The sequence below is a fragment of the Amycolatopsis sp. Hca4 genome, assembly GCF_013364075.1.
Classification (GTDB): domain Bacteria; phylum Actinomycetota; class Actinomycetes; order Mycobacteriales; family Pseudonocardiaceae; genus Amycolatopsis.
This window is the reverse complement of the sequence record NZ_CP054925.1, coordinates 3974737-3993395: the sequence shown is the minus strand read 5'-3', so window position 1 is coordinate 3993395 and position 18659 is coordinate 3974737. Positions and strand designations below refer to the sequence as shown.

Annotated in this window: 18 protein-coding genes and 1 pseudogene; 10 read left to right on the top strand and 9 right to left on the bottom strand. The window is 71.3% G+C overall.

The window, feature by feature from the left end:
• Window positions 1-3 precede the first annotated feature (3 nt).
• The 4 genes and pseudogenes from HUT10_RS17240 to HUT10_RS17225 all read left to right on the top strand — a co-directional run bounded on the left by HUT10_RS17240 (window position 4) and on the right by HUT10_RS17225 (window position 4718).
• Window positions 4-821 (top strand): annotated as a pseudogene (locus tag HUT10_RS17240) (ABC transporter ATP-binding protein).
• Window positions 811-1818 (top strand): ABC transporter substrate-binding protein, encoded by a 1008-nt coding sequence (locus tag HUT10_RS17235; protein ID WP_176172153.1) that lies wholly within the window; start codon window positions 811-813, stop codon window positions 1816-1818. Before HUT10_RS17240 ends, HUT10_RS17235 begins: the two are co-directional and overlap by 11 nt.
• A gap of 12 nt (window positions 1819-1830) precedes the next feature.
• The gene (locus HUT10_RS17230; protein ID WP_176172152.1) at window positions 1831-2316 is read left to right on the top strand and encodes an Lrp/AsnC family transcriptional regulator; all 486 of its coding nucleotides are present in this window, start codon (window positions 1831-1833) and stop codon (window positions 2314-2316) included.
• Between the two features lie 107 nt (window positions 2317-2423).
• Entirely contained in the window at window positions 2424-4718 is a 2295-nt protein-coding gene (locus HUT10_RS17225; RefSeq protein WP_217709620.1) for a pyruvate dehydrogenase, read from the top strand.
• Here HUT10_RS17225 and HUT10_RS17220 read toward each other — a convergent pair.
• Window positions 4711-5286 (bottom strand): hypothetical protein, encoded by a 576-nt coding sequence (locus HUT10_RS17220; protein ID WP_176172151.1) that lies wholly within the window; start codon window positions 5284-5286, stop codon window positions 4711-4713. The two genes, HUT10_RS17225 and HUT10_RS17220, sit on opposite strands and share 8 nt — an antisense overlap.
• 149 nt (window positions 5287-5435) lie before the next feature.
• Between HUT10_RS17220 and rlmN the strand changes: the two genes are divergently transcribed.
• The 3 genes from rlmN to HUT10_RS51040 all read left to right on the top strand — a co-directional run bounded on the left by rlmN (window position 5436) and on the right by HUT10_RS51040 (window position 8242).
• Window positions 5436-6542, top strand: a complete 1107-nt coding sequence (gene rlmN / locus HUT10_RS17215; protein ID WP_176172150.1) for a 23S rRNA (adenine(2503)-C(2))-methyltransferase RlmN — start codon at window positions 5436-5438, stop codon at window positions 6540-6542.
• A gap of 33 nt (window positions 6543-6575) precedes the next feature.
• Window positions 6576-6842 carry a hypothetical protein gene (locus HUT10_RS17210; RefSeq protein ID WP_176177864.1) on the top strand — a complete coding sequence of 89 codons (267 nt, stop codon included), beginning with the start codon at window positions 6576-6578 and terminating at the stop codon, window positions 6840-6842.
• A gap of 920 nt (window positions 6843-7762) precedes the next feature.
• A complete protein-coding gene (locus tag HUT10_RS51040; RefSeq protein WP_254896912.1) occupies window positions 7763-8242 on the top strand; it encodes a hypothetical protein in 480 nt (159 codons plus the stop codon).
• On the opposite strand, the gene HUT10_RS17200 is transcribed toward HUT10_RS51040, so the two are convergent.
• Genes HUT10_RS17200 through HUT10_RS17175 form a run of 6 tightly spaced genes read right to left on the bottom strand, consistent with a single transcriptional unit; the run spans window position 8224 to window position 14464 of the window.
• A complete protein-coding gene (locus tag HUT10_RS17200) occupies window positions 8224-9015 on the bottom strand; it encodes a creatininase family protein (RefSeq protein ID WP_176172149.1) in 792 nt (263 codons plus the stop codon). The two genes, HUT10_RS51040 and HUT10_RS17200, sit on opposite strands and share 19 nt — an antisense overlap.
• Window positions 9012-10346 (bottom strand): FAD-binding oxidoreductase, encoded by a 1335-nt coding sequence (locus tag HUT10_RS17195; protein WP_176172148.1) that lies wholly within the window; start codon window positions 10344-10346, stop codon window positions 9012-9014. Before HUT10_RS17195 ends, HUT10_RS17200 begins: the two co-directional genes overlap by 4 nt.
• An 11-nt stretch (window positions 10347-10357) precedes the next feature.
• Window positions 10358-11548 carry an ABC transporter substrate-binding protein gene (locus tag HUT10_RS17190; protein ID WP_176172147.1) on the bottom strand — a complete coding sequence of 397 codons (1191 nt, stop codon included), beginning with the start codon at window positions 11546-11548 and terminating at the stop codon, window positions 10358-10360.
• Between the two features lie 32 nt (window positions 11549-11580).
• The gene (locus HUT10_RS17185) at window positions 11581-12450 is read right to left on the bottom strand and encodes an ABC transporter permease (protein WP_176172146.1); all 870 of its coding nucleotides are present in this window, start codon (window positions 12448-12450) and stop codon (window positions 11581-11583) included.
• Complete coding sequence (locus HUT10_RS17180; RefSeq protein ID WP_176172145.1) at window positions 12450-13202, bottom strand: ABC transporter ATP-binding protein; 753 nt, start codon at window positions 13200-13202, stop codon at window positions 12450-12452. Before HUT10_RS17180 ends, HUT10_RS17185 begins: the two co-directional genes overlap by 1 nt.
• 11 nt (window positions 13203-13213) lie before the next feature.
• Window positions 13214-14464, bottom strand: a complete 1251-nt coding sequence (locus HUT10_RS17175; protein ID WP_176172144.1) for an amidohydrolase family protein — start codon at window positions 14462-14464, stop codon at window positions 13214-13216.
• Window positions 14465-14604: 140 nt separating this feature from the next.
• Here HUT10_RS17175 and HUT10_RS17170 point away from each other — a divergent pair, with 140 nt between their 5' ends.
• From HUT10_RS17170 to HUT10_RS17160, 3 genes are read left to right on the top strand one after another with little or no spacing between them, the layout of a single operon-like run.
• Entirely contained in the window at window positions 14605-15219 is a 615-nt protein-coding gene (locus HUT10_RS17170; protein ID WP_254896911.1) for a helix-turn-helix domain-containing protein, read from the top strand.
• A gap of 7 nt (window positions 15220-15226) precedes the next feature.
• Window positions 15227-16522: an amidohydrolase family protein gene (locus HUT10_RS17165; RefSeq protein ID WP_176172143.1), complete on the top strand. Its 1296-nt coding sequence runs from the start codon at window positions 15227-15229 to the stop codon at window positions 16520-16522.
• A 49-nt stretch (window positions 16523-16571) separates the two neighbouring features.
• Window positions 16572-16892, top strand: a complete 321-nt coding sequence (locus HUT10_RS17160) for a hypothetical protein (RefSeq protein WP_176172142.1) — start codon at window positions 16572-16574, stop codon at window positions 16890-16892.
• Between the two features lie 9 nt (window positions 16893-16901).
• Here the strand turns inward: HUT10_RS17160 and HUT10_RS17155 are convergent, their stop codons facing one another.
• Entirely contained in the window at window positions 16902-17981 is a 1080-nt protein-coding gene (locus HUT10_RS17155; RefSeq protein WP_176172141.1) for an MAB_1171c family putative transporter, read from the bottom strand.
• Entirely contained in the window at window positions 17978-18493 is a 516-nt protein-coding gene (locus tag HUT10_RS17150; RefSeq protein WP_176172140.1) for a hypothetical protein, read from the bottom strand. The genes HUT10_RS17155 and HUT10_RS17150 overlap by 4 nt, the downstream gene beginning before the upstream one ends.
• Window positions 18494-18659: the final 166 nt, after the last annotated feature.

Below are 18659 nucleotides of genomic sequence, written 5' to 3'. Positions count from 1 at the left end.
GCCGTGACACTGCACACCGAGAACCTCGAACTCGGCTACGGGCCGCTGCGCGTGGTCAAGGACCTCTCCGTCGAGATCCCGCCCGGCAAGGTCACCATGATCGTCGGACCAACGCCTGCGGGAAGTCGACGCTCCTGCGCGGCCTCGCGCGGCTGCTCACCCCCACAGCGGGGGCGGTCTACCTCGATGGCAAGGGCATCACGACCTGGCGCAGCAAGGACGTCGCTACCGTGCTGGGGCTGCTCCCGCAGTCGCCGACCGCGCCCGAGGGCATCACGGTCGCCGACCTCGTCGGCCGCGGCCGCTACCCGCACCAGGGCGTCTTCCGCCGCTGGAGCGCCGAAGACGACGACGCCGTCGCGAAAGCCCTGGCCGCGACCGACACCGTCGAGCTGGCCGCCCGCCCGGTCGACGAGCTGTCCGGCGGGCAGCGCCAGCGCGTCTGGATCGCCATGGCGCTGGCCCAGCGGACGCCGTTGCTGCTGCTCGACGAGCCCACGACGTTCCTCGACATCGCCCACCAGGTCGAGGTGCTCGACCTGCTGTCGGACCTGAACGCGCAGGACGGCCGGACGATCGTCATCGTCCTGCACGACCTCAACCTCGCCGCCCGCTACGGCGACCACCTGATCGCGATGAAGGACGGCCGGATCGCCGCCGAAGGCGCGCCCGCCGACATCCTCACCGCCGAACTCGTCGCCGACGTCTTCGGCATGCCCTGCCGGGTCATCGAAGACCCGGTCTCCGCCACGCCCCTGGTCGTCCCGATCGGCAGGCGGCGGGCCACCTCCCGAGAAGAAGGAACCCCCGATGCGTCCTAAGTGGACATCGCTGGCCGCCGTCCTGGCGTCGGTCACGCTCCTCGCCGCGTGCGGCCAGCCGTCGAAGCCCAGCAGCTCGGGCGTCGGCGACCAGGACGTCGCCACCGGCGGCCGGCTGTTCTCCACCGCGGACAGCGAGACGGCGAAGCTCGGTGCCGACGTCGGTCCCGGCGTCTTCCCGCGCACGGTGACCCACGCACTGGGCAAGACGAAGCTGGACAAGAAGCCCGCTCGCGTCGTCGTGCTCGACAGCGGCGAGCTGGACGACGTCCTCGCCCTCGGCGTCACCCCGGTCGGCATGGCGACGACGGCCGGGCAGAGCGGCGTGCCCTCCTACCTCGCCGACCGCGTCAAGGGCATCCCGACGGTCGGGGACATCAACAACCTCAACCTCGAAGCGATCGCCGCGCTGACGCCGGACCTGATCGTCGGCAGCAAGCTGCGGGCCAAGGACCTCTACCCGCAGCTGTCGAAGATCGCGCCGACGGTGTTCAGCATCCGGCCCGGGTTCCCGTGGAAGGAGAACCTGCTGCTGATCGGGGCCGCGCTCGGCGACGAGACGCAGGCCGTCGGGCTGCTGAACGACTACCAGAAGCGCGCGAACGAGGTGAAGGCGTCGGTCAAGGGCGCGCCGAAGATCTCGCTGCTGCGGTTCCTGTCCGGCAACATCCGGCTCTACGGCAACCTGTCCTTCATCGGCGTGATCCTCAAGGACGTCGGCCTCGCGCGGCCGGCCAACCAGAACATCGACGAGCTCGCCGCGCAGATCTCCAAGGAGCGCATCGACGAGGCCGACGCCGACTGGATCTTCTACTCCAGCTACGGCGCGGGGCCGAGCGCGGACGAAAAGGCCGTCACGAGCAGCGGGCTGTGGGCGGGCCTCGGCGCGGTCAAGGCGCAGCACGCGATCCCGGTGGCCGACGAGGTGTGGTTCCTCGGCCTCGGCCCGATCGGGGCGATGAAGGTCCTGGACGACCTGAAGAAGTATCTGGGCTGAGAAGATCGGCGCGTGCCCGACACCATCGACGAGATCGACGCGCGCCTGCTGGAAGCGCTGGGGGAGGACCCCAGGGCCACCGCGGTTGCGCTGGCCGAGCGGCTGGGCCTGTCCCGCAACACGGTGCAGGCCCGGCTCGTGCGGCTGGAGCAGCGCGGCGTCCTGAGGTCGTTCGAGCGCCGCATCGACCCGGCCCGGCTGGGCTATCCGCTGCGGGCGTTCGTCAACGCGCAGGTCGACCAGCGGCGCCTCGCCGAGATCGGCGAGTCCCTGTCGGCGATCCCCGAGGTCACGGAGGTGTGCGGGCTGACGGGGGCGAGCGACCTGATGGTGCAGGTGGTCGCCGTCGACGCCGACGACCTGTACCGGATCGCCGGGCACATCCTGGCCTCGCCCGGCGTCGAGCGGACGAACATCTCGCTCGTCATGCGCGAGCTCGTCCCGTACCGGCTGGCGCCCCTGCTGGAGCGCGTGCATTCTGCGCAGCCGGAGGCCTGAGCCCTCGGCGTCCGGTGCGCATTCTGCGCACTCGAAAAGGCATCGGTTGTGCGATGCGTCCACCAGTGCTGTCCTGGTGGGCACTTCCTGCACGAAAGGTGTCGCCGATGACCCAGGCCCCCGTGACCGCCCCGGCGCTCACCGCGATCGAGCAGCGGGTGCTCTGGCTCGCCACCGCGATCGTGCACCAGGCCAACCGGGTCCGGCCCAACCCGTCCGGTCTGAAGGTCGGCGGCCACCAGGCGTCCTGCGCGTCGCTGGTGTCGATCATGACGTCGCTGTGGTTCCGGCACCTGCGCCCCGAGGACCGCGTCTCGGTGAAACCGCACGCGTCGCCGGTGCTCCACGCGATCAACTACCTGCTCGGCGAGCTCGACGAGGCCTACCTGCCGACGCTGCGCGAGTTCGGCGGCCTGCAGAGCTACCCGAGCCGCGCGAAGGACCCCGACCCAGTCGACTATTCGACCGGCTCGGTCGGCATCGGCGCGACCGCCCCGATCTGGGGCGCGCTGGCCCGCCGCTACCTGACCACCCGGGGCTCGGACGCCGGCACCGGCCGCCAGTACTCGCTGGTCGGGGACGCCGAGCTGGACGAGGGTGCGATCTGGGAGGCCATCCTCGACCCGGCCGTCGCCGAGCTGGGCGAGATCGTCTGGATCGTCGACCTCAACCGCCAGTCCCTCGACCGGGTGGTCCCGAACATCGCGGCCGGGCGGCTGCAGGGCATGTTCGACGCGGCCGGCTGGCAGGTCCTGACGCTGAAGTACGGACGGCTCCTGGAGGAGCTGTTCACCCGGCCCGGCGGCGCCGAGCTGCGCGCCCGCATCGACGGGATGCCGAACCCCGAGTACCAGCGGCTGCTGCGCTGCGACGCCGCCCAGGTGCGCGACCGGCTCCCCGCGGGCAACGCGGCCCTCGCTTCGCTGGTGGCCTCGCTGGACGACGAGACGCTGCTGGCCGCGATCCGGAACCTCGGCGGCCACGACCTCGGCTCGCTCGACGAGGTCTTCGCGTCCATCGCGGACGACCGGCCGACGGTCATCTTCTGCTACACCGTCAAGGGCCGGGGCCTGCCCACGCAGGGGCACCCGCAGAACCACTCTTCGCTGCTGACCGTGGCGCAGATGGAGGAGCTGGCTGCTTCTCTCGGCGCGGACCTCGCTTCGCCGTGGGAGGGCTTCGCCCCCGGGACGCCCGAAGCCGCGTTGTGCGCTGAAGTCGCTTCGCGCCTTCGCCGTCCGGACGTTCCTTCAGCGCCTTCGCTGGACCTGCCGGTCGACATCGGGCGTACCCCGTCCGGGACCGCCACGACGCAGGCGGCGCTGGGTCGCGTCCTGCTCGACCTGACGCGCGAAGCGCCCGAAGCGGCGAAGCGCGTGGTGACGGTCAGCCCGGACGTCAGCTCGACGACCAACCTCGGGGGCTGGGTCAACAAGGTCGGCGTCTGGTCGGCGACCGAGCGGCGTGACTGGTTCGAGGACGACCCAGAGACGATCATGCACTGGCGGGAGAAGCCGACGGGCCAGCACGTCGAGCTGGGCATCGCCGAGACGAACCTGGTCGGCCTGCTGGGCGAGCTCGGCGCGACCTGGAGCCGCTGGGGCGAGCCGCTGCTGCCCATCGGCGTCATGTACGACCCGTTCGTCGAGCGCGCGCTGGAGCCGTGGTCGTTCGGCATCTACGCGGGCGGGCAGTCGATCCTGATCGGCACGCCGTCCGGCGTCACGCTCGCCCCGGAAGGCGGCGCGCACCAGTCGATCACCACGCCGTCGATCGGCATCGAGCAGCCCGGCTGCGTCAGCTACGAACCGGCCTTCGCGATCGACACCGAGTGGACGCTGCTGGCCGCGCTCGGCCGGCTCGGGAAGCCGGGTGGGACGTCGTCGTACTTCCGGCTCTCGACGCGGCCGGTCGACCAGACGCTGGCCGCGGTGCCCACCGACCCGGCGGCACGCGAACGCCGTCGCCGCCAGGTGGTGGCCGGGGCGTACCTGCTGCGGCGCGCTTCCTCGCCTTCGGTCACGCTGGCGGCGATGGGTGCCCTGGTGCCGGACACCCTGGCGGCGGCCGAGCGGCTGGCCCAGGTCGGTGTCGAGGCCGACGTCGTGTGCGTGACCAGCCCGGGGCTGCTGTTCGAGGCCGTCCAGGCGCGGTCCGGCCGGGGCGACGGCTCGTCGTGGATCCTGGACCAGGTGTTCCCGGCCTCGCGGGCCCGCCCGCTGGTGACGGTCCTCGACGGCCACCCGCACACGCTGGCGTTCCTGGCCGGGATCAACCGGGTCCCGTCGGTCGCGCTCGGCGTCACCGGCTTCGGGCAGTCGGGGTCGTTGGAGGACGTCTACCGCTACCACGGCATCGACACGGACGCGATCATCCGGGCCGCGCTCGACGCCGTCAGCTGAAGGTGGCGCCGGCGAGCAGGTTGTCCATCTTGGCGTCCCAGCCGGGGAAGGACCCGTACTGGACGACGAGGATCCGGCTCGTCGGCAGCCACCACATCCGGACCACGTTGTTCTGCGCCGAGTTCTCGCAGGTCACCTTCCACCGGCCGTACTCGGCCTTCTTGGGCCCGATCGGCGCGAAGCCGGCGTCGAGCAGGGTGCTGCCGGTGGCGCCCGTCGCCTTCCCGGGCGGCGACGCGGGGGTGATGCAGGTCGGCAGGTCCGTGCCGGTGTACCAGCCGAAGGGGCGTTTCGTGCTCGGCAGGTTGATCGGCGCGTCGGCGGGCGTCGTGCGCAGGTCGAGCAGCCGCGCTTCGCAGACCGCGGTGCCTTCGGAGACGCAGCCGTCGAGCAGGCCGTCCGGGCTGTGCTCGGTGTAGGTGGCGCCGACCGGCAGGGGCAGGTGCAGGGAACCCACGGTGACCTGCGGCCCGCTCGGTGCGGGCGCCGGAGCGGGGTCGGCCGGGGTGCTGCAGGCGGCGAGGCCCAGAGTGGCCGCGACCACCAGGACAAGGTGCCGGAAGGACACGCGCTCACCTCTTTCGTCGGGCGCCGGGTTTCACGGTGGATCATCCCGGTGGGTGACACCGGGCTCCCGACCGGGGCCGGTGACCTGGGGTACACCCGGCGAGGGTGGCCCGGGCGCCCCGCGCGGGCGCGTGGGACACTGGTCTGGTTATGACTGCCCTTCCCCTCGTCTTCGACGCGCCCAAGCGCGGCCTGCCGCCGCGCCACCTCGCCGACCTCTCGGTGTCCGAGCGCGCGGCCGCCGTCGCCGAGCTGGGGGAGAAGCCGTTCCGCGCGAAGCAGCTGTCGAACCACTACTTCTCCCGCCTGACGGTGGACCCCGAGGAGATGACGGACATCCCGGCGGCTTCGCGTCAGCGGCTGGTCTCGGACCTGATGCCGACGCTGCTGACCGAGGTCCGCGCACTGGCGGCCGACGACGGCGCGACCCGCAAGACGCTGTGGCGGGCGCACGACGGCACGCTCCTGGAGAGCGTCCTGATGCGCTACCCGGACCGAGCGACGCTGTGCATCTCGAGCCAGGCGGGCTGCGGCATGGCGTGCCCGTTCTGCGCGACCGGCCAGGGCGGCCTCGACCGCAACCTGTCGACGGCGGAGATCGTCGACCAGGTCCGCTCGGCGGCGGCGGTCATGCGCGACGGCACGATGCCGGGCGGTCCCGGCCGGCTGTCCAACATCGTGTTCATGGGCATGGGCGAGCCGCTGGCCAACTACAAGCGTGTGGTGGCGGCGGTGCGGCGGATCACCGATCCGGCTCCGGGTGGGCTGGGGATCGGGCAGCGGTCGGTGACGGTGTCGACGGTGGGCCTGGCCCCGGCGATCCGGAAGCTGGCGGACGAGAAGATGCAGGTGCGGCTGGCTGTTTCGCTGCACACGCCGGACGACGAGCTGCGGGACACGCTGGTGCCGGTGAACAACCGGTGGTCGGTGGACGAGGTGCTGTCGGCTGCTCGGTATTACGCCGATACTTCCGGCCGCCGGGTGTCGATCGAGTACGCGCTGATCCGGGACATCAACGACCAGCCGTGGCGGGCGGAGCTGCTGGCTCGCCGGTTGCGGCAGCACCTGGGTCAGCTGGTGCACGTGAACGTGATTCCGCTGAACCCGACCCCGGGTTCGAAGTGGGATGCGTCGCCGAAGCCGGTGGAGCGGGAGTTCGTGCGGCTGGTGAACGCGGGCGGAGTAGCGTGCACGGTGCGTGACACGCGAGGCCAGGAGATCGCCGCGGCTTGTGGTCAGCTGGCCGCTGAAGGCTGAGTTTTTCGTTTCGGTTATGGAGAAATTGTCGTGATGTATGCCCCCAGCCTGCTCGACCCGGCTGCGGAATCGTTGAAGCTGGTCGACTGTGCCGGAGCGACCGAGGTGGCTCGTGAGGCGCGGACGTTGCTGGGTGAGCGGTTCAGCTCGGTGACGTTCATGTACGTGCTGATGCGCGCGTTCGAGGTGGAGTACAACGCAGCGTGCGACGCCGCTCGGTGGCACGAGTTCCACGGCGGCCCGCGGGCGCTGTCGGATGCCGATCTGGAGAAGCTGCTCGCTCCCTGGCTCGACCGCTGACCTCGGTGGTCCTGCCGTGTGCGGTCCTCGGCGACGTCTACCACGGTAGTTGGCTTGGCCGGGTGAATGGGATCACGGGTTCGTAGGCAAGCTCGGCAGCTGTGCGGTTCCTCGTCGGTCACCTGAGTCGATTCCAGAGGGCGTGTTCGGCGAGTGCGGAGAGTATCTCCTTCTCGAGCGCTCGTGCTGTCGGGCCATTGGCCGTGATGGCCCACGAAATGTGCAGGTCGGCTCGTTCGAAGGCGAGCACACCCCATTGAGTTGCGCGGCGGGTGTAGCCGCCGTCGACTTCGCGGATGCGGTCACGCAGCCACCGAGAGTCGGCGAGTGCGCGGTCGAGAACGGCTTCGCCCAGGCCACTGGCGAGTGCCTTGCCGCATAGACGGTCAGACGCCCGCGAATACCTTGGCCGCGACGTTCGCCGGCCATACCGACGTAGACCAGCTCGCCCGTGGTCCCTTCACGTGCGAGGTAAACGCCGGGCATCTGAGGTGCCGATCCGCGGGCTGCGGTGAAGGGTACCCAGTGCGACCAGTCGGCGAACTGGCGGACGACCTCGAGCGCAGGCGATCTCACCTTGGCAGTATGACGCCTGCACACGGCTCCAGCGTTCTGCAGCACTCGACGTGTCTCGCGTGCCGAACGGGTGCCCCGTCCTCGAGGTCTGTCGCTCATGCCGTCGCACTGGGCATCATCGCGGTCCGGTGTGCCAGAGGCGCGCGAGTTGCCGGGTATGCCTCTGAGTCTGATCTTGCGGTTCAAGAGGCCGCGTTTGGGTCGGCACAGGGTTGGACGTACAACAGCGTGGTGGATCCTTGATCACCGCGATGTCGCATAGAAATGCGACCTCATGTTGCGGTATTGATCACGGTGTCGAAGCCGTAGGAGGAAGTAGTGACGTTCATGTACGTGGTGAGCACATGACCTCCGAGGCGGGGCACCGGCTCCTCGAGTTCCTCGCCGAACTGCGGGCGACCGCCGGCTGGACGGTGGAGGTCACCGACGAGATCGGTGCCTTGTCGCGGTGGCGGCTGAGCGGATCGACGTGGCAGGCCGTCGTGACGGTGGAGCCGCGACGCTGGCTCGGCCTGGAGTTCGAGGCGCGTGACCCGGTGACCGGCAAGCGCGCCACCTACGACATCGACACCGATCTGTACGACATCTCGCGGGACGACCAGCGCGAATTCGCCGAAGAAATCGAACGGGACATCGTCGAATTCCTCGACGGCCTGCGGCGGGGAGCCGTGGTGCGCGGGAACGACGGGACGAAGTTCGTGCTCGTCTTTCCGCTGGACGGTTCCTACGTCCGCGTGGTCCAAGGGCGAGGAATGACCCGCGCTTCCGTGCACGCCGATCTGGCGGCTGCCCGGAAGGGCGGTGACTACGTCCCGCTGGAATGAGGGTTGTGCTCGAAGCGGGCGATCTCGAACAGGGACTCGACCGCCTGCTGCACCGACGCTTCCCACAGCACCTTGCCGTAAGCGGGGGTCGCCTGCGTGGGATCCCCGACGACCCCCGGGGTGCCGAAGTCGTCCGACAGCCAGCCGAAGCTCACCGGCCGGCCGTTGAAGCCGATGTGGCGGAAGTCCGCCAGGTGTTCCGGCACCCAGCGCTCGGCCCGGGTGAGGTCCACCAGGTCGGGGCGCAGGTGCAGGACCAGCGAGGTCTCCGCGGCGCCGCCGTGGATGCCGAGGTCTTGCTCGTCGAGGCCTTCGCCCTCCGGTGGGTCCGTGCGGGCGAGCGAAGGCATGAGGAACGTCCTGAGCCCGAAGCGCTTGCGGATTTCCCGCAACGCCACCTGCAGGAGCGCGACGTTGCCCCCGTGCCCGTTGACGAACACGAGTGTCCCGGCTCCCATGAGCTGCACCGCGCGCCCGATTTCGACGACCGTGCGGAACAGGGTCTCGGCGTCGAGCCAGACCGTTCCGGGTGCCCAGCTGTGCTCGTCCGATTTCGTGTACGTGAGCGTCGGGAGCTGCCAGACGTCGAGGCCTCCGGCGACCGCGCGCTCGACGGCCGCGTCCGCGACCGCCGATGCGAGCAGGGCGTCGGTGCTGAGCGGCAGGTGCGGCCCGTGGTGCTCGATCGCGCCCGTGGGGAGGACGACGATCGAGTCCCGGCCGATCCGGTCCGCCAGTGACGGGCCCGCGAGTTCGGTGAGGGCGCGGTTCATATCTTGGCCTGCGCCGGCAGCGTGACGGCGAGCTCGGGCACGCCGAGGTGGCCGGGGTTGAGCAGCCCGTCCGGGTCGGTGCGCTGCTTGAGCGCGAGGAGCTCTTCGACCCCGTGGTCGACGTAGAACTGGTGCGGGCTGTGGACCCGCACGCCGAGTTCGACGAGCTTCGCGTACCCCGCGTAGACGTCGGCCGCGCCCGTGTACTCCGCGGTGAGCATCCCGATGGGGAAGCGGTGCCCGGCCTCGATGTGCAGCATGCCGCCCGGGTACACGGCCTCGACCTCGTGGATGCGGTCGATCAGGGCCTCGCCGCCGACTTCGACGTGGAAGTACTCCCGGCCGGGGCTGTTCTTCTTGAGCCACCAGATGGGGTGGTTGTAGGAGAGCGTCGACACCTTGATCGTCTGCTGGGTCCCTTCGCGCACGTCTTCGACCACGCCGCCGGCAGCGGAGATGAGCGAAGACGCCTCCTCCAGTGCCACCGCGTCGATGATCGCGCGCAGGCTCGCGCGCCCGGCGGGGATCGCGGGGTCCGCGGGGAGCCGTTCCGCCACCGCGGCCCGGTCCGCGCTCACGAGCCGGGGCAGCGGGTCGAGCGCGCGGAGCGTCCGCACCGCGCCGAGCGCCTCCTCGAAGGTGGGGAAGCTCGCGTAGACGGCCCGCCAGTCCTGGGCCGGTTCGAGCCGGACCGTTGCACGGGCGATGACCCCCGCGGTGCCGTAGGTGTGCACGAAGGTCCGCGCGTCTTCGCCCTCGACGTGCGCGAGGACCGGCTCCGGACCGGGGAGGGCGACGTCGAGCGCGACGACGAAGCCTTCCCAGTTCGAGCCGTGGGCGATCGTCCCCGTGCCGCTCGAACCCCCGGACAGGAAACCGCCCACAGTGGACTGTGCGGTCGACGGGTACATCCAGAGCTGCTGGCCGCTCGCGGCGGCCGTCCGTTCCAGGAGTGCCATGGACGCGCCGGCTTCGGCCGTGATGACGCCGTCGCCCACTTCGACGACAGCGCGGGCCCTCGTCGTGTCAAGGACCAGGCCGCCCCGCAGCGGGATGCCCTGCCCGTAGTTGCCGGTGCCCTTGCCGCGCGCGGTGACCGGGACGCGGTGGCGGGTCGCGGCGGCCACGACCGCTGCGATCTCCTCCGCGTTCGCCGGGTGGGCCACGAGGTCCGCGAGGCCGAGCGGGAGCTGCTCGGAGAGGATGGGGCTCATCGTGGCCTCGTCGACCGAGGCGCGCTCGCGGGTCTTGGGGTCGGTGCTCACGCCGCGCTCGCCGAGCAGGGCGGCGAGTTCGGCCCGCAGCGCCTCGATGGTCTCAGTGCTGGTCATGGCGCTCCTGTTCACCAGCCGAAGCCGATCTTCGGGTCGAGGAACTGGTTCGTGACGAGGTCGGCCGCGGTGAGCCCGTCCTTGACGTGCCCGCCGGCCTTGCCGAAGATCGGCGCCGCCGTCTTGATGAGGCTGGAGACGCGGGTTTCGTCCATCGCGCCGACGTGCCCGTGGCCGGCGTCGGTCGCGATCTTGAGGTCCTTCATCTGCGCGACGGCGGCCTTGCCCACCGCGGCGTCGTAGGTCCAGCCGTTGTTGTAGGCCTGCACCAGCTTGACGATCAGGTCGTTGGTCGCCGCCGGGTTCTTGATGAAGTCGACGTCGGCCTGCTGCATGACGGGCACGAGCTTCTTGAGGCACGGCGAGAGCGACGCCAGGTCGGCGGTGCGGACGGACATCGTCTCGGGGTAAGGGGACCAGCCGGTGTCCGCGACGAGCTGGAACTTGAGCGGCTTGCCCCAGGCGGCGACTTCGTTCTCGTAGACGTACGGTTCGGCGGTCGCGAAGCCCTGCTGCGCGTCCTTGCCCTTCGCGGTCACGAACTTCGCCGGGGCGCCGTCGTAGCTGCCGTCGAGGATGCCGGCGGGCAGGTAGCCCGCTTCGGTGAGGTAGGACATGTAGGCGGCGCCGTTGAAGTACCGGACGACGCCGCCGTTCGCCTGCAGCTTGCCGCCGAGCTCCTTGATCGTGGTGACGTCCGGGTAGGTCTTCGGGTCCCACATGATCATCATCGGCGACTTGTCGTTCTCGGCGAACACGGCGGTGGTCGGCATGTCCCCGGAGAACTGCACGGCCTCGTCGGTGGAGACGTAGCCGAGGGTGATCGACTTGTCCTGGTTCATCTGGGCCGAGACCTTGGAGAAGCCGATCGCCGGCCCGCCGGCGCGGACCTGCAGCTTGACGCCGGTCGGCCGGCCGTTGGCGTAGAGGTCGCCCGTCACGGACTTCTGGCTGGCGTCGATCGAGGGGTTGGGACCGAGCAGCTGGTAGAGGTGCCCGTGGTCGGCCTCGGGGTTCCAGTCGGTCTGGACGACGACGGTGGCCGGGCACACGCCGGCGAGGTCGACGGCGGGTCCGGTCGCGGTGGGTGCCGCGGGCGCCGCGCCGGCGTCGGCCGAGCCGCTCCCGCCGCAGGCGGTGAGGGCGGCGGCGAGCGTGGCGACGGACAGGATGACGGCGGCAGAGCGGGGTCGAGTGCGCATCGGGCTTCCGTTCCGGGGGAGGGGCGGGGAAATCAGGTGAAGTCGAACCAGCGGCCGACCGCGAGCCGGCCGATGAGCCCGAAGGCGAGGAAGACGGCGATGCCGTAGAGCGAGGCGATGATGATCGTCGCGTACAGCTCGGGCCCCATCAGCCGCGACGCCGTGACCTGGATGAGGACGCCCAGGCCGGGATCGCCGCGCTGGAAGAACTGGTCGCCCACGATCGCGCCGATCACGGACAGGCCCGCCGACGTGCGGAGGCCGACGAAGATCGAGGGGAGCGCGGCCGGGATCTGCAGCTTGACCAGGCGGGTCAGCCGGCCGGCGCCTTGGAGCGCGAAGAGCTCGCGTTGGGCGCGGTCCGCGGAATGCAGGCCGAAGAGCGTGTTCGAGACCATGGGGAACAGCGCGATCATCACGGTGACGATCACACGGGAGAGGAAGGCGTAGCCGAACAGCGCCCCGATGAGCGGCACGAGCGCGAGGATCGGCACGCACTGGAGCACGACGGCGTACGGGTACAGCGCCTTCTCGAGGCCCTTGGCCTGGGCCATGACGGTGGCCCACAGCACCCCGAGGACGATGGCGGCGGCGAGCCCGACGAGCGAGACGACCGTCGTGCGGCCGAGTGCGGTCCACAGTTCCGCGTTGAACCCGGTCGGAGCGCCGTCGGGGCGGGTGTCGTTGACGATCGCCGTCAGCACGAGGTGCGGGTACGGCACCAGGTAGGGCGAATCGACCACCTGGTCGTAGTACGCCGCCGCCGCGTACCACAGGCCGACGAAGACGCCGAAGGCCACGACGGGCTGCCACCACGACGTCGGTTTCCGGATGCGCCGGGGCTGCAGGCCGGAGCGTGCCGCGGTGGTGCGGCGGGCCACGGTTTCCTGGAGCGTCGGCATCAGCTGTGCCCCTTCCTGAGCGCGTGCGAGACGTCGCCGACGAGCTCGGCGAACTCTGGGGTGAAGCGGATGTCGGGATCCCGCGGCATCGGGAACGGCACGTCGAACCGCGCGACGATGGAACCCGGCCGGCCGGACATGACGACGACCTTGGTCGAGAGGTAGACGGCCTCGGAGACCGAGTGCGTGACGAACAGCCCCGCGAAGCGCTGCTCGGCGAACAGCCGCAGGAGTTCGTCGTTGAGGCGCTCGCGGGTGATCTCGTCGAGTGCTCCGAACGGTTCGTCGAACAGGAACAGTTCGGGGTCGAGGGTGAGCGAGCGCGCGAGGGAGACGCGCATCTTCATGCCGCCCGAGAGCTGTTTCGGAAGGTGCTTCTCGAAGCCGCCGAGGCCGACGAGACCGATCGCGGCGGCGGCCTTGGCGGCCCGGTCCGCCTTGGCCGCCCGGTTGAGCTCGGCGAGGAGTTCGACGTTGCCCTGCACCGATCGCCACGGCAGGAGCGTCGCGTCCTGGAAGACGTAGCCGATGCGGCTCGTGCTCACGTCGGTGGTGCCACCCGAAGCCGTTTCGAGGCCCGACGCGATGCGCAGCAGCGTCGACTTGCCGCAGCCGCTCGGCCCCACGATCGAGACGAATTCGCCGCGGTCCACCGTGAGGTCGACGCCGCCGAGCGCCGCCGTCCCGTCGGGGAAGACGAGGTCGACGTCGCGGAAGTCCAGCAGGGTCGAGCGGAGGGTCGTGGTGGACATGGCAGCTCCGTTCAGGAAGCGGTGGCGGGCAGGGCCGGGAGTTCGCGCCGGGTCTCGGTGACCGCGACGACGCGCCCGCGGTGGATGACGACCCGGTCGGCGGGCGCGGTGGCGATCGCGTCGACGAGGTTCACGGCCCCGATGGCCAGGAAGTCGGCCTGGGCGCCGACCGACGGTCCGGCGGCGGGCAGTCCCATGACGGATCGTGCTCCGGTGCTCACGAGCCCGTAGGCCTCCTCCGGCGAAAGGTGGCCCGCGGTCACGAGCAGCGACGCGGTTTCGAGGGCGTCGCCGCGCCCCACCGGGTTGAACGGATCGCGCACGTTGTCCGCGCCGGCGCCGAGGCGGACGCCCGCGTCGAGCAGCTCGCGCAGCGGCGCGAGACCGCGCGGCGTCGAGACGGGGTGTTGCCAGCCCTGGAGGTAGAGGTTCGTGATGGGCAGCGTGACGATGCCGACGTCCGCGGCCTTGACGTCCGCGATGATCGCGTCCCGGCGCGCGGCTTCCAGGGTGCCGAGCCGCACGCAGTGGCCCGCCGTGCGCGGGCGGTCGCCCGGCCAGTCGCGCACCGCGCGGGCGTAGGCGTCGAGGGTGACCGGGCCGAACAGGTTCTCGTCGGCGTGCAGGTCGGCGCCGATGCCGCGCCGCTGCGCGATGGCCAGCAGCCGCGCGAGGTCCGCCGGGGGATCGGGCGCCAGGTGCGGCGCGCCGCCGACGAGGTCGACGCCCGCGTCCAGGACCGCTTCCAGGTGGTGGTCGGGGCAGTGCGGCCCGGCGAGCGCCACGAGCTGGATGTCCACCAGCCCTTCGAGTTCCGCCCGGACCTGGACGAGGGCGCGGGCTCCGCGCGTGACGTCTTCGATGCCCGCGCCGCCGTCACCGAGAACGTCCACATGGGACCGGATCGCGGTGGTGCCCGCGGCGAGCATCACGAGGGCCTGTGCCCGGGCGCGCTCGGCGATCGACTCGACGCTCATTCCCGTTGCGTGGCCACGCCACGCGTCGATCGCGGCGCCGAGGTCGCCGAGTTTCGGGTTGATGGCGTCGAAGCTCCCGGCCTTGTCGAGGTGGGCGTGCGGCTCGGCCGGTGCCGGGAGCAGCAGCCGTCCGGTCAGGTCGAGCGTCGGCCCGAGGACGTCGGCGGCGCCCGCGGCGGTGATCGCACTGACCACGCCCGAGGCGAACGAGAGGTCCACGACGCGCCCGTCGGGCAGTCTCGCGTTGCGCACCGCGGCGAGCGGGCGGGGCAGCGAGTTCGCCATGGGTCTCTCCGGTCTCGGGTGTTGCGGAACCGCGGGGATGCTGCAAATGTTGACCACATCAACATCGCCGACGGTACGGAGCCGAGATTTCCGATGTGTAAATCCCCGTGTTCTTTGTGTTGCCCCTGCGACCAGGCCGGATGGTCGCCGTGAAGGAAGCCGGTCCGGCGTCTTCCCGTGTCGTCGACGAGCAGGCCGAGCGGGTCGGCACGCGCATCCGCGAGCTGCGCCGGTCCCGCGGGTTCACGCTCGTCCAGCTGGCCGGGCGCACGGGACTTTCGCACCCGTTCCTCAGTCAGCTGGAGCGCGGGCACACCCGGCCGAGCATGGTTTCCCTCGACCGCATCGCGAAGGCCCTCGGCACGACCCAGGTCGAGCTCATCGCCGCCGGCGCCCCGGACCTGCCGGACGCCGACATCGGGCGACCCGACGTGCTGCGCGCCGGCGAGGGGGCCCGCAACCAGTTCCCCAACGGCGAAGTCCGGCTGCTCACGCGCGGCAGGCGGGCGTTCGACCCGATCGAGTGGACCGGGACGACCACGGAGTTCGGGGACTACTTCCGCCACCCCGAGGACGAGTTCGTCCACGTCGTGAGCGGGGCACTCCTGCTGGACCTCGAGCAGGACGGGACGGTCCGGCTCGGCGCGGGGGACTCCGCGTACTACCCGGGCGGCACGGCCCACCGCTGGTGTTCGCCCGACGGATCGCGGTTCCACCTCGTCGTGGTGAAGCAGAAGCTCCCCGAGGACGGATGACCGACTGGTGCTCAAGATTCTCAGCGCAGAGCGCATCCTCGTCGATCCGTCCACAGAGGACACCGGCGACCTTCTTCTCGACAACGGTTCCCCGCACGAGACGGTGCTCGACGCCGCCGGGTGCGTGGTCACGCCGGGGCTGGTGAACGCCCACCACCACCTGCTGCAGAGCGCGTTCCGCACCCTGCCGGGAACGCGAGGGGTGCCGATGGCCGAGTGGCTGCCCGCGATGGCCGCCGCCTACGGCCGGGTGGGCCACGACCCGGAGGCCTACGCCGTCGCCGCCGCGGTGGGCGCGGCCGAAAGCCTGCTGTGCGGCGTCACGACCATCGCGGACCACCACCTGAACTGGCCGCACGGCGCCCCGATCGCGGACACCGTCGCCCTCGCGCGGGCGACGGCCGAGGCCGTGCGATCCCTCGGCGCCCGGCTCGTCTTCGTCCGTGGCTCGGCCCGGGACGATCCGGAGTGGGCGGGCGAGTCCGCCGAGGCCATCGTGACCGCGCTCGTGCCCGGGGACACCGGCGGCGTCTCGCCGGACGGCATGCTTCAGATCGCGGTCGGCCCCGCCGGGGTCCATTCCGACGCGCGCGAGACGTTCGCGGCCCTCGGCGCGGTCGCGGCCCGCCACGGGCTGCGCCGCCGGACCCAGGCCAACGAGCAGGTCGACACGGCGATCGCCCTCGAGCGCTACGGGCGCAGGCCACTGGAGCTCCTCGGCGAATGGGGGTGGCTGGAGCCGGACGTCACCGTGGCCCACCTGTGTGATGTGACGCCGGGGGAGATCCGTCTGCTCGCGCAGGCGGGCGTGACCGCCACGCACGCGCCGGGGTGCGACGTGCCCATGGGGTGGGGAGTCGCACCGGTCGCCGCGCTGCTCGAGGCGGGCGTCGTCGTCGGCCTCGGCACGAGCGGCGGAGGCAGCAACGACGCCGGGCACCTGCTCGCCGACGCCCGGCTGGCCCTGCAGGTCTCGGGCCTCATGGGGCCGCAGCTACCCGCGCGCACGGTGCTCGGGATGGCCACGGCGGGTTCCGCCGCGGGGCTGGGACGAGCGGAACTCGGGCACCTGGGTGCCGGGTCGGCGGGCGACTTGTGCGTGTGGGACGTGTCCGGCGTCGCCGACGCGGGCGTGCACGACCCGGTGGCGGGCCTCCTGTGGGCGTCCCCCGGACGGCGGCCGAAACACGTGGTGGTCGGGGGGAACGTCGTCGTGCGGGACTACCGGCTGGTCGCGGCCGAGGAGGCGGAACTGGTCGCTCGCCTGCGTGAACGGCTTTCCCGCACACCGCCGGCGGGCTGACTCTGAATGGTGGCAGACAGTCCCTGACCGCGGTGTTAGAACGGTAGTCATGTCGCATCGGATGTCTCGATACGCCGTGATTGCCGTCGGGGTGGTCTTGCTGACCGGTGCCGGGGTGGCTCCCGCGCACGCCGTCAGCGGCCCGATCCAGAGCTTCACCTTCAGCGGGACCACGTTGACCGCGGTCAACGAGTATTCCTACTTCCCGCTCGGGCCCATCATCCCGCTGCCCGTCACGATTTCGCGGCTGGTCGACGGCGGCTCGCAGGTCGTGGCCGGCGGCAAGGGCGTTGTGCAGTACCAGTGCAGCGGTACGGCGATCACCACCTATACCGCCAACGGCACTCAGCTTTCCGTGCCCTGCGGTTGATCGGGGCGGTCACCGCGCCAGTGCGTCGGACAACGTGACGAGCTCACGGGCATCGTCGTCCAACCCGCCGCCGTCCGGAATCGCCAGTGGCATCGGCTCTTCCGGCGCCGGCTCGCGGCGGGCGTGGGCGCGCAACGCCTCCGTCAGGCGGTCCGGCAACGGGCCGTCCAAACGCGCGACGTACGGGCTGATCCGGACCAGCCCGTCCCGGCATTCGATCACCCGGCGGTAGTACCGGCGGTGCACGCCCAGCACGCTCAGCGTGTCCCACCGGCCGCGCGGGGTGCGGCTCAGCGCGTCCTCCGGGAACGCCTCGTGCAGCTTCGTCCACAACGGACGGAGGCGGTGGTAGGTCCGCAAGTGCTGCCACCACACGCGAGCCGCCGCCAGGCGGGTGGCGACGCCGGGGTACGACAGCCCGACCACCAGCAGGATCGCGCTCGGGAACACCAGCCAGACCGTGGCCTGGACCAGCAGCCGGGGGATCGCCGCGCCGGCCCAGTGGACCAGGACCACCGCGATCAACGTCGCCCCGCCCAGCGCCCCGATCGCGAATCCCACCGAGGCCAGCGACAACCCGCGGGCCAGCCGGGGCGCCGCCCCGCGGGCGTACCGGCGGGCGAAGAAGCACGCGCTCGCGATGCCGTACGTCAGATACAGGTCCGCCGCGAGGTAGAAGACCGACACCCCGGCGCGCGGGTACTGCGCCGGCGGGACGTCCGGCATCAGCACCGTCACCGTGGCCATCACCAGGATGGCCGCGCCCAGCGGGATCGCCTCCAGCCGGGCCCGGCGCCGGGCCCGGGAGCCCGGCAGGGCCGAGAACAGGAAGAAACACGCCAGCGCAAAGACCAGACCGCACAGGAAAATGTGCTGGAACAGCAGGGGCACGATCCGCCCGGGTTCCGGCTGGTTGACGTCGCCGGCCAGCAGGCCCAGCGGGTAGGCGGCCGCGAAGGAGGCCAGGCAGGCGGTGACCATCCAGCGTGCGACGTCGCCCGGGGCGCGGGTCAGCTGGTAGATCTTCCACAGCAGCGCCGGGAACAGGATGACGCCCTGGACGACGAGGAGCGTGATCTTGCTGTTCACAGCCAGCCCAGCCGTTCGTCCAGGGCGGCGTCGATCCGGCGGGCGGCACCCTCGTCCGACGACGGCGGGGCGACCCGGTCGAGGACCGAGGCCCACTCCAGGATGATCGTCGCCACCGTCTCGGCCTCCCGCTCGTGGTCGGTGTCGTAGGACGTGCGCAGCAGGGCCCGGCCGGCCGCCTCCGGCACCAGGCCCGGCGCCAGCCGCGCGACCAGGTCGTGGTTCTCCGCCGTGGCGCCGTGGCCGGCCAGCATGTGGCCCAGCTCGTGCAGGATGATGTGGCGCTGGTGGGCCTTGCTCGTGTCCTGCTGGTAGACGATGTAGTCGGCCTGCGCGGTGGCGATCCAGGCACCGAACGGCCCCGGCACCGGGATCCGGTGCGGCAGCAGCCGGATCGGGCGGCCGCGCTGCTCGCCGACGCTGCGGCACAGCTCCAGCACGTCGAGCGGCGGCCGGATGCCCAGTTCGTTCAGCAGCCGCCTGCAGCGGCGCCGCAACTCCCGTTCCTTCACCAGCCGCCTTGCCGTCGCGTCGCCCGTTTCCGCCCTTACCGTAGACGACGCCGCGCCGGAAGATCATCGCCCGCCCGGGGCATCACGCCGGCCGCGCGTGCTCCAGCACGATCTCGTGCAGCGGCGAGCTGCCGCTCAAGGGTCGCTTGGCCCCGGGGAAGTCGAC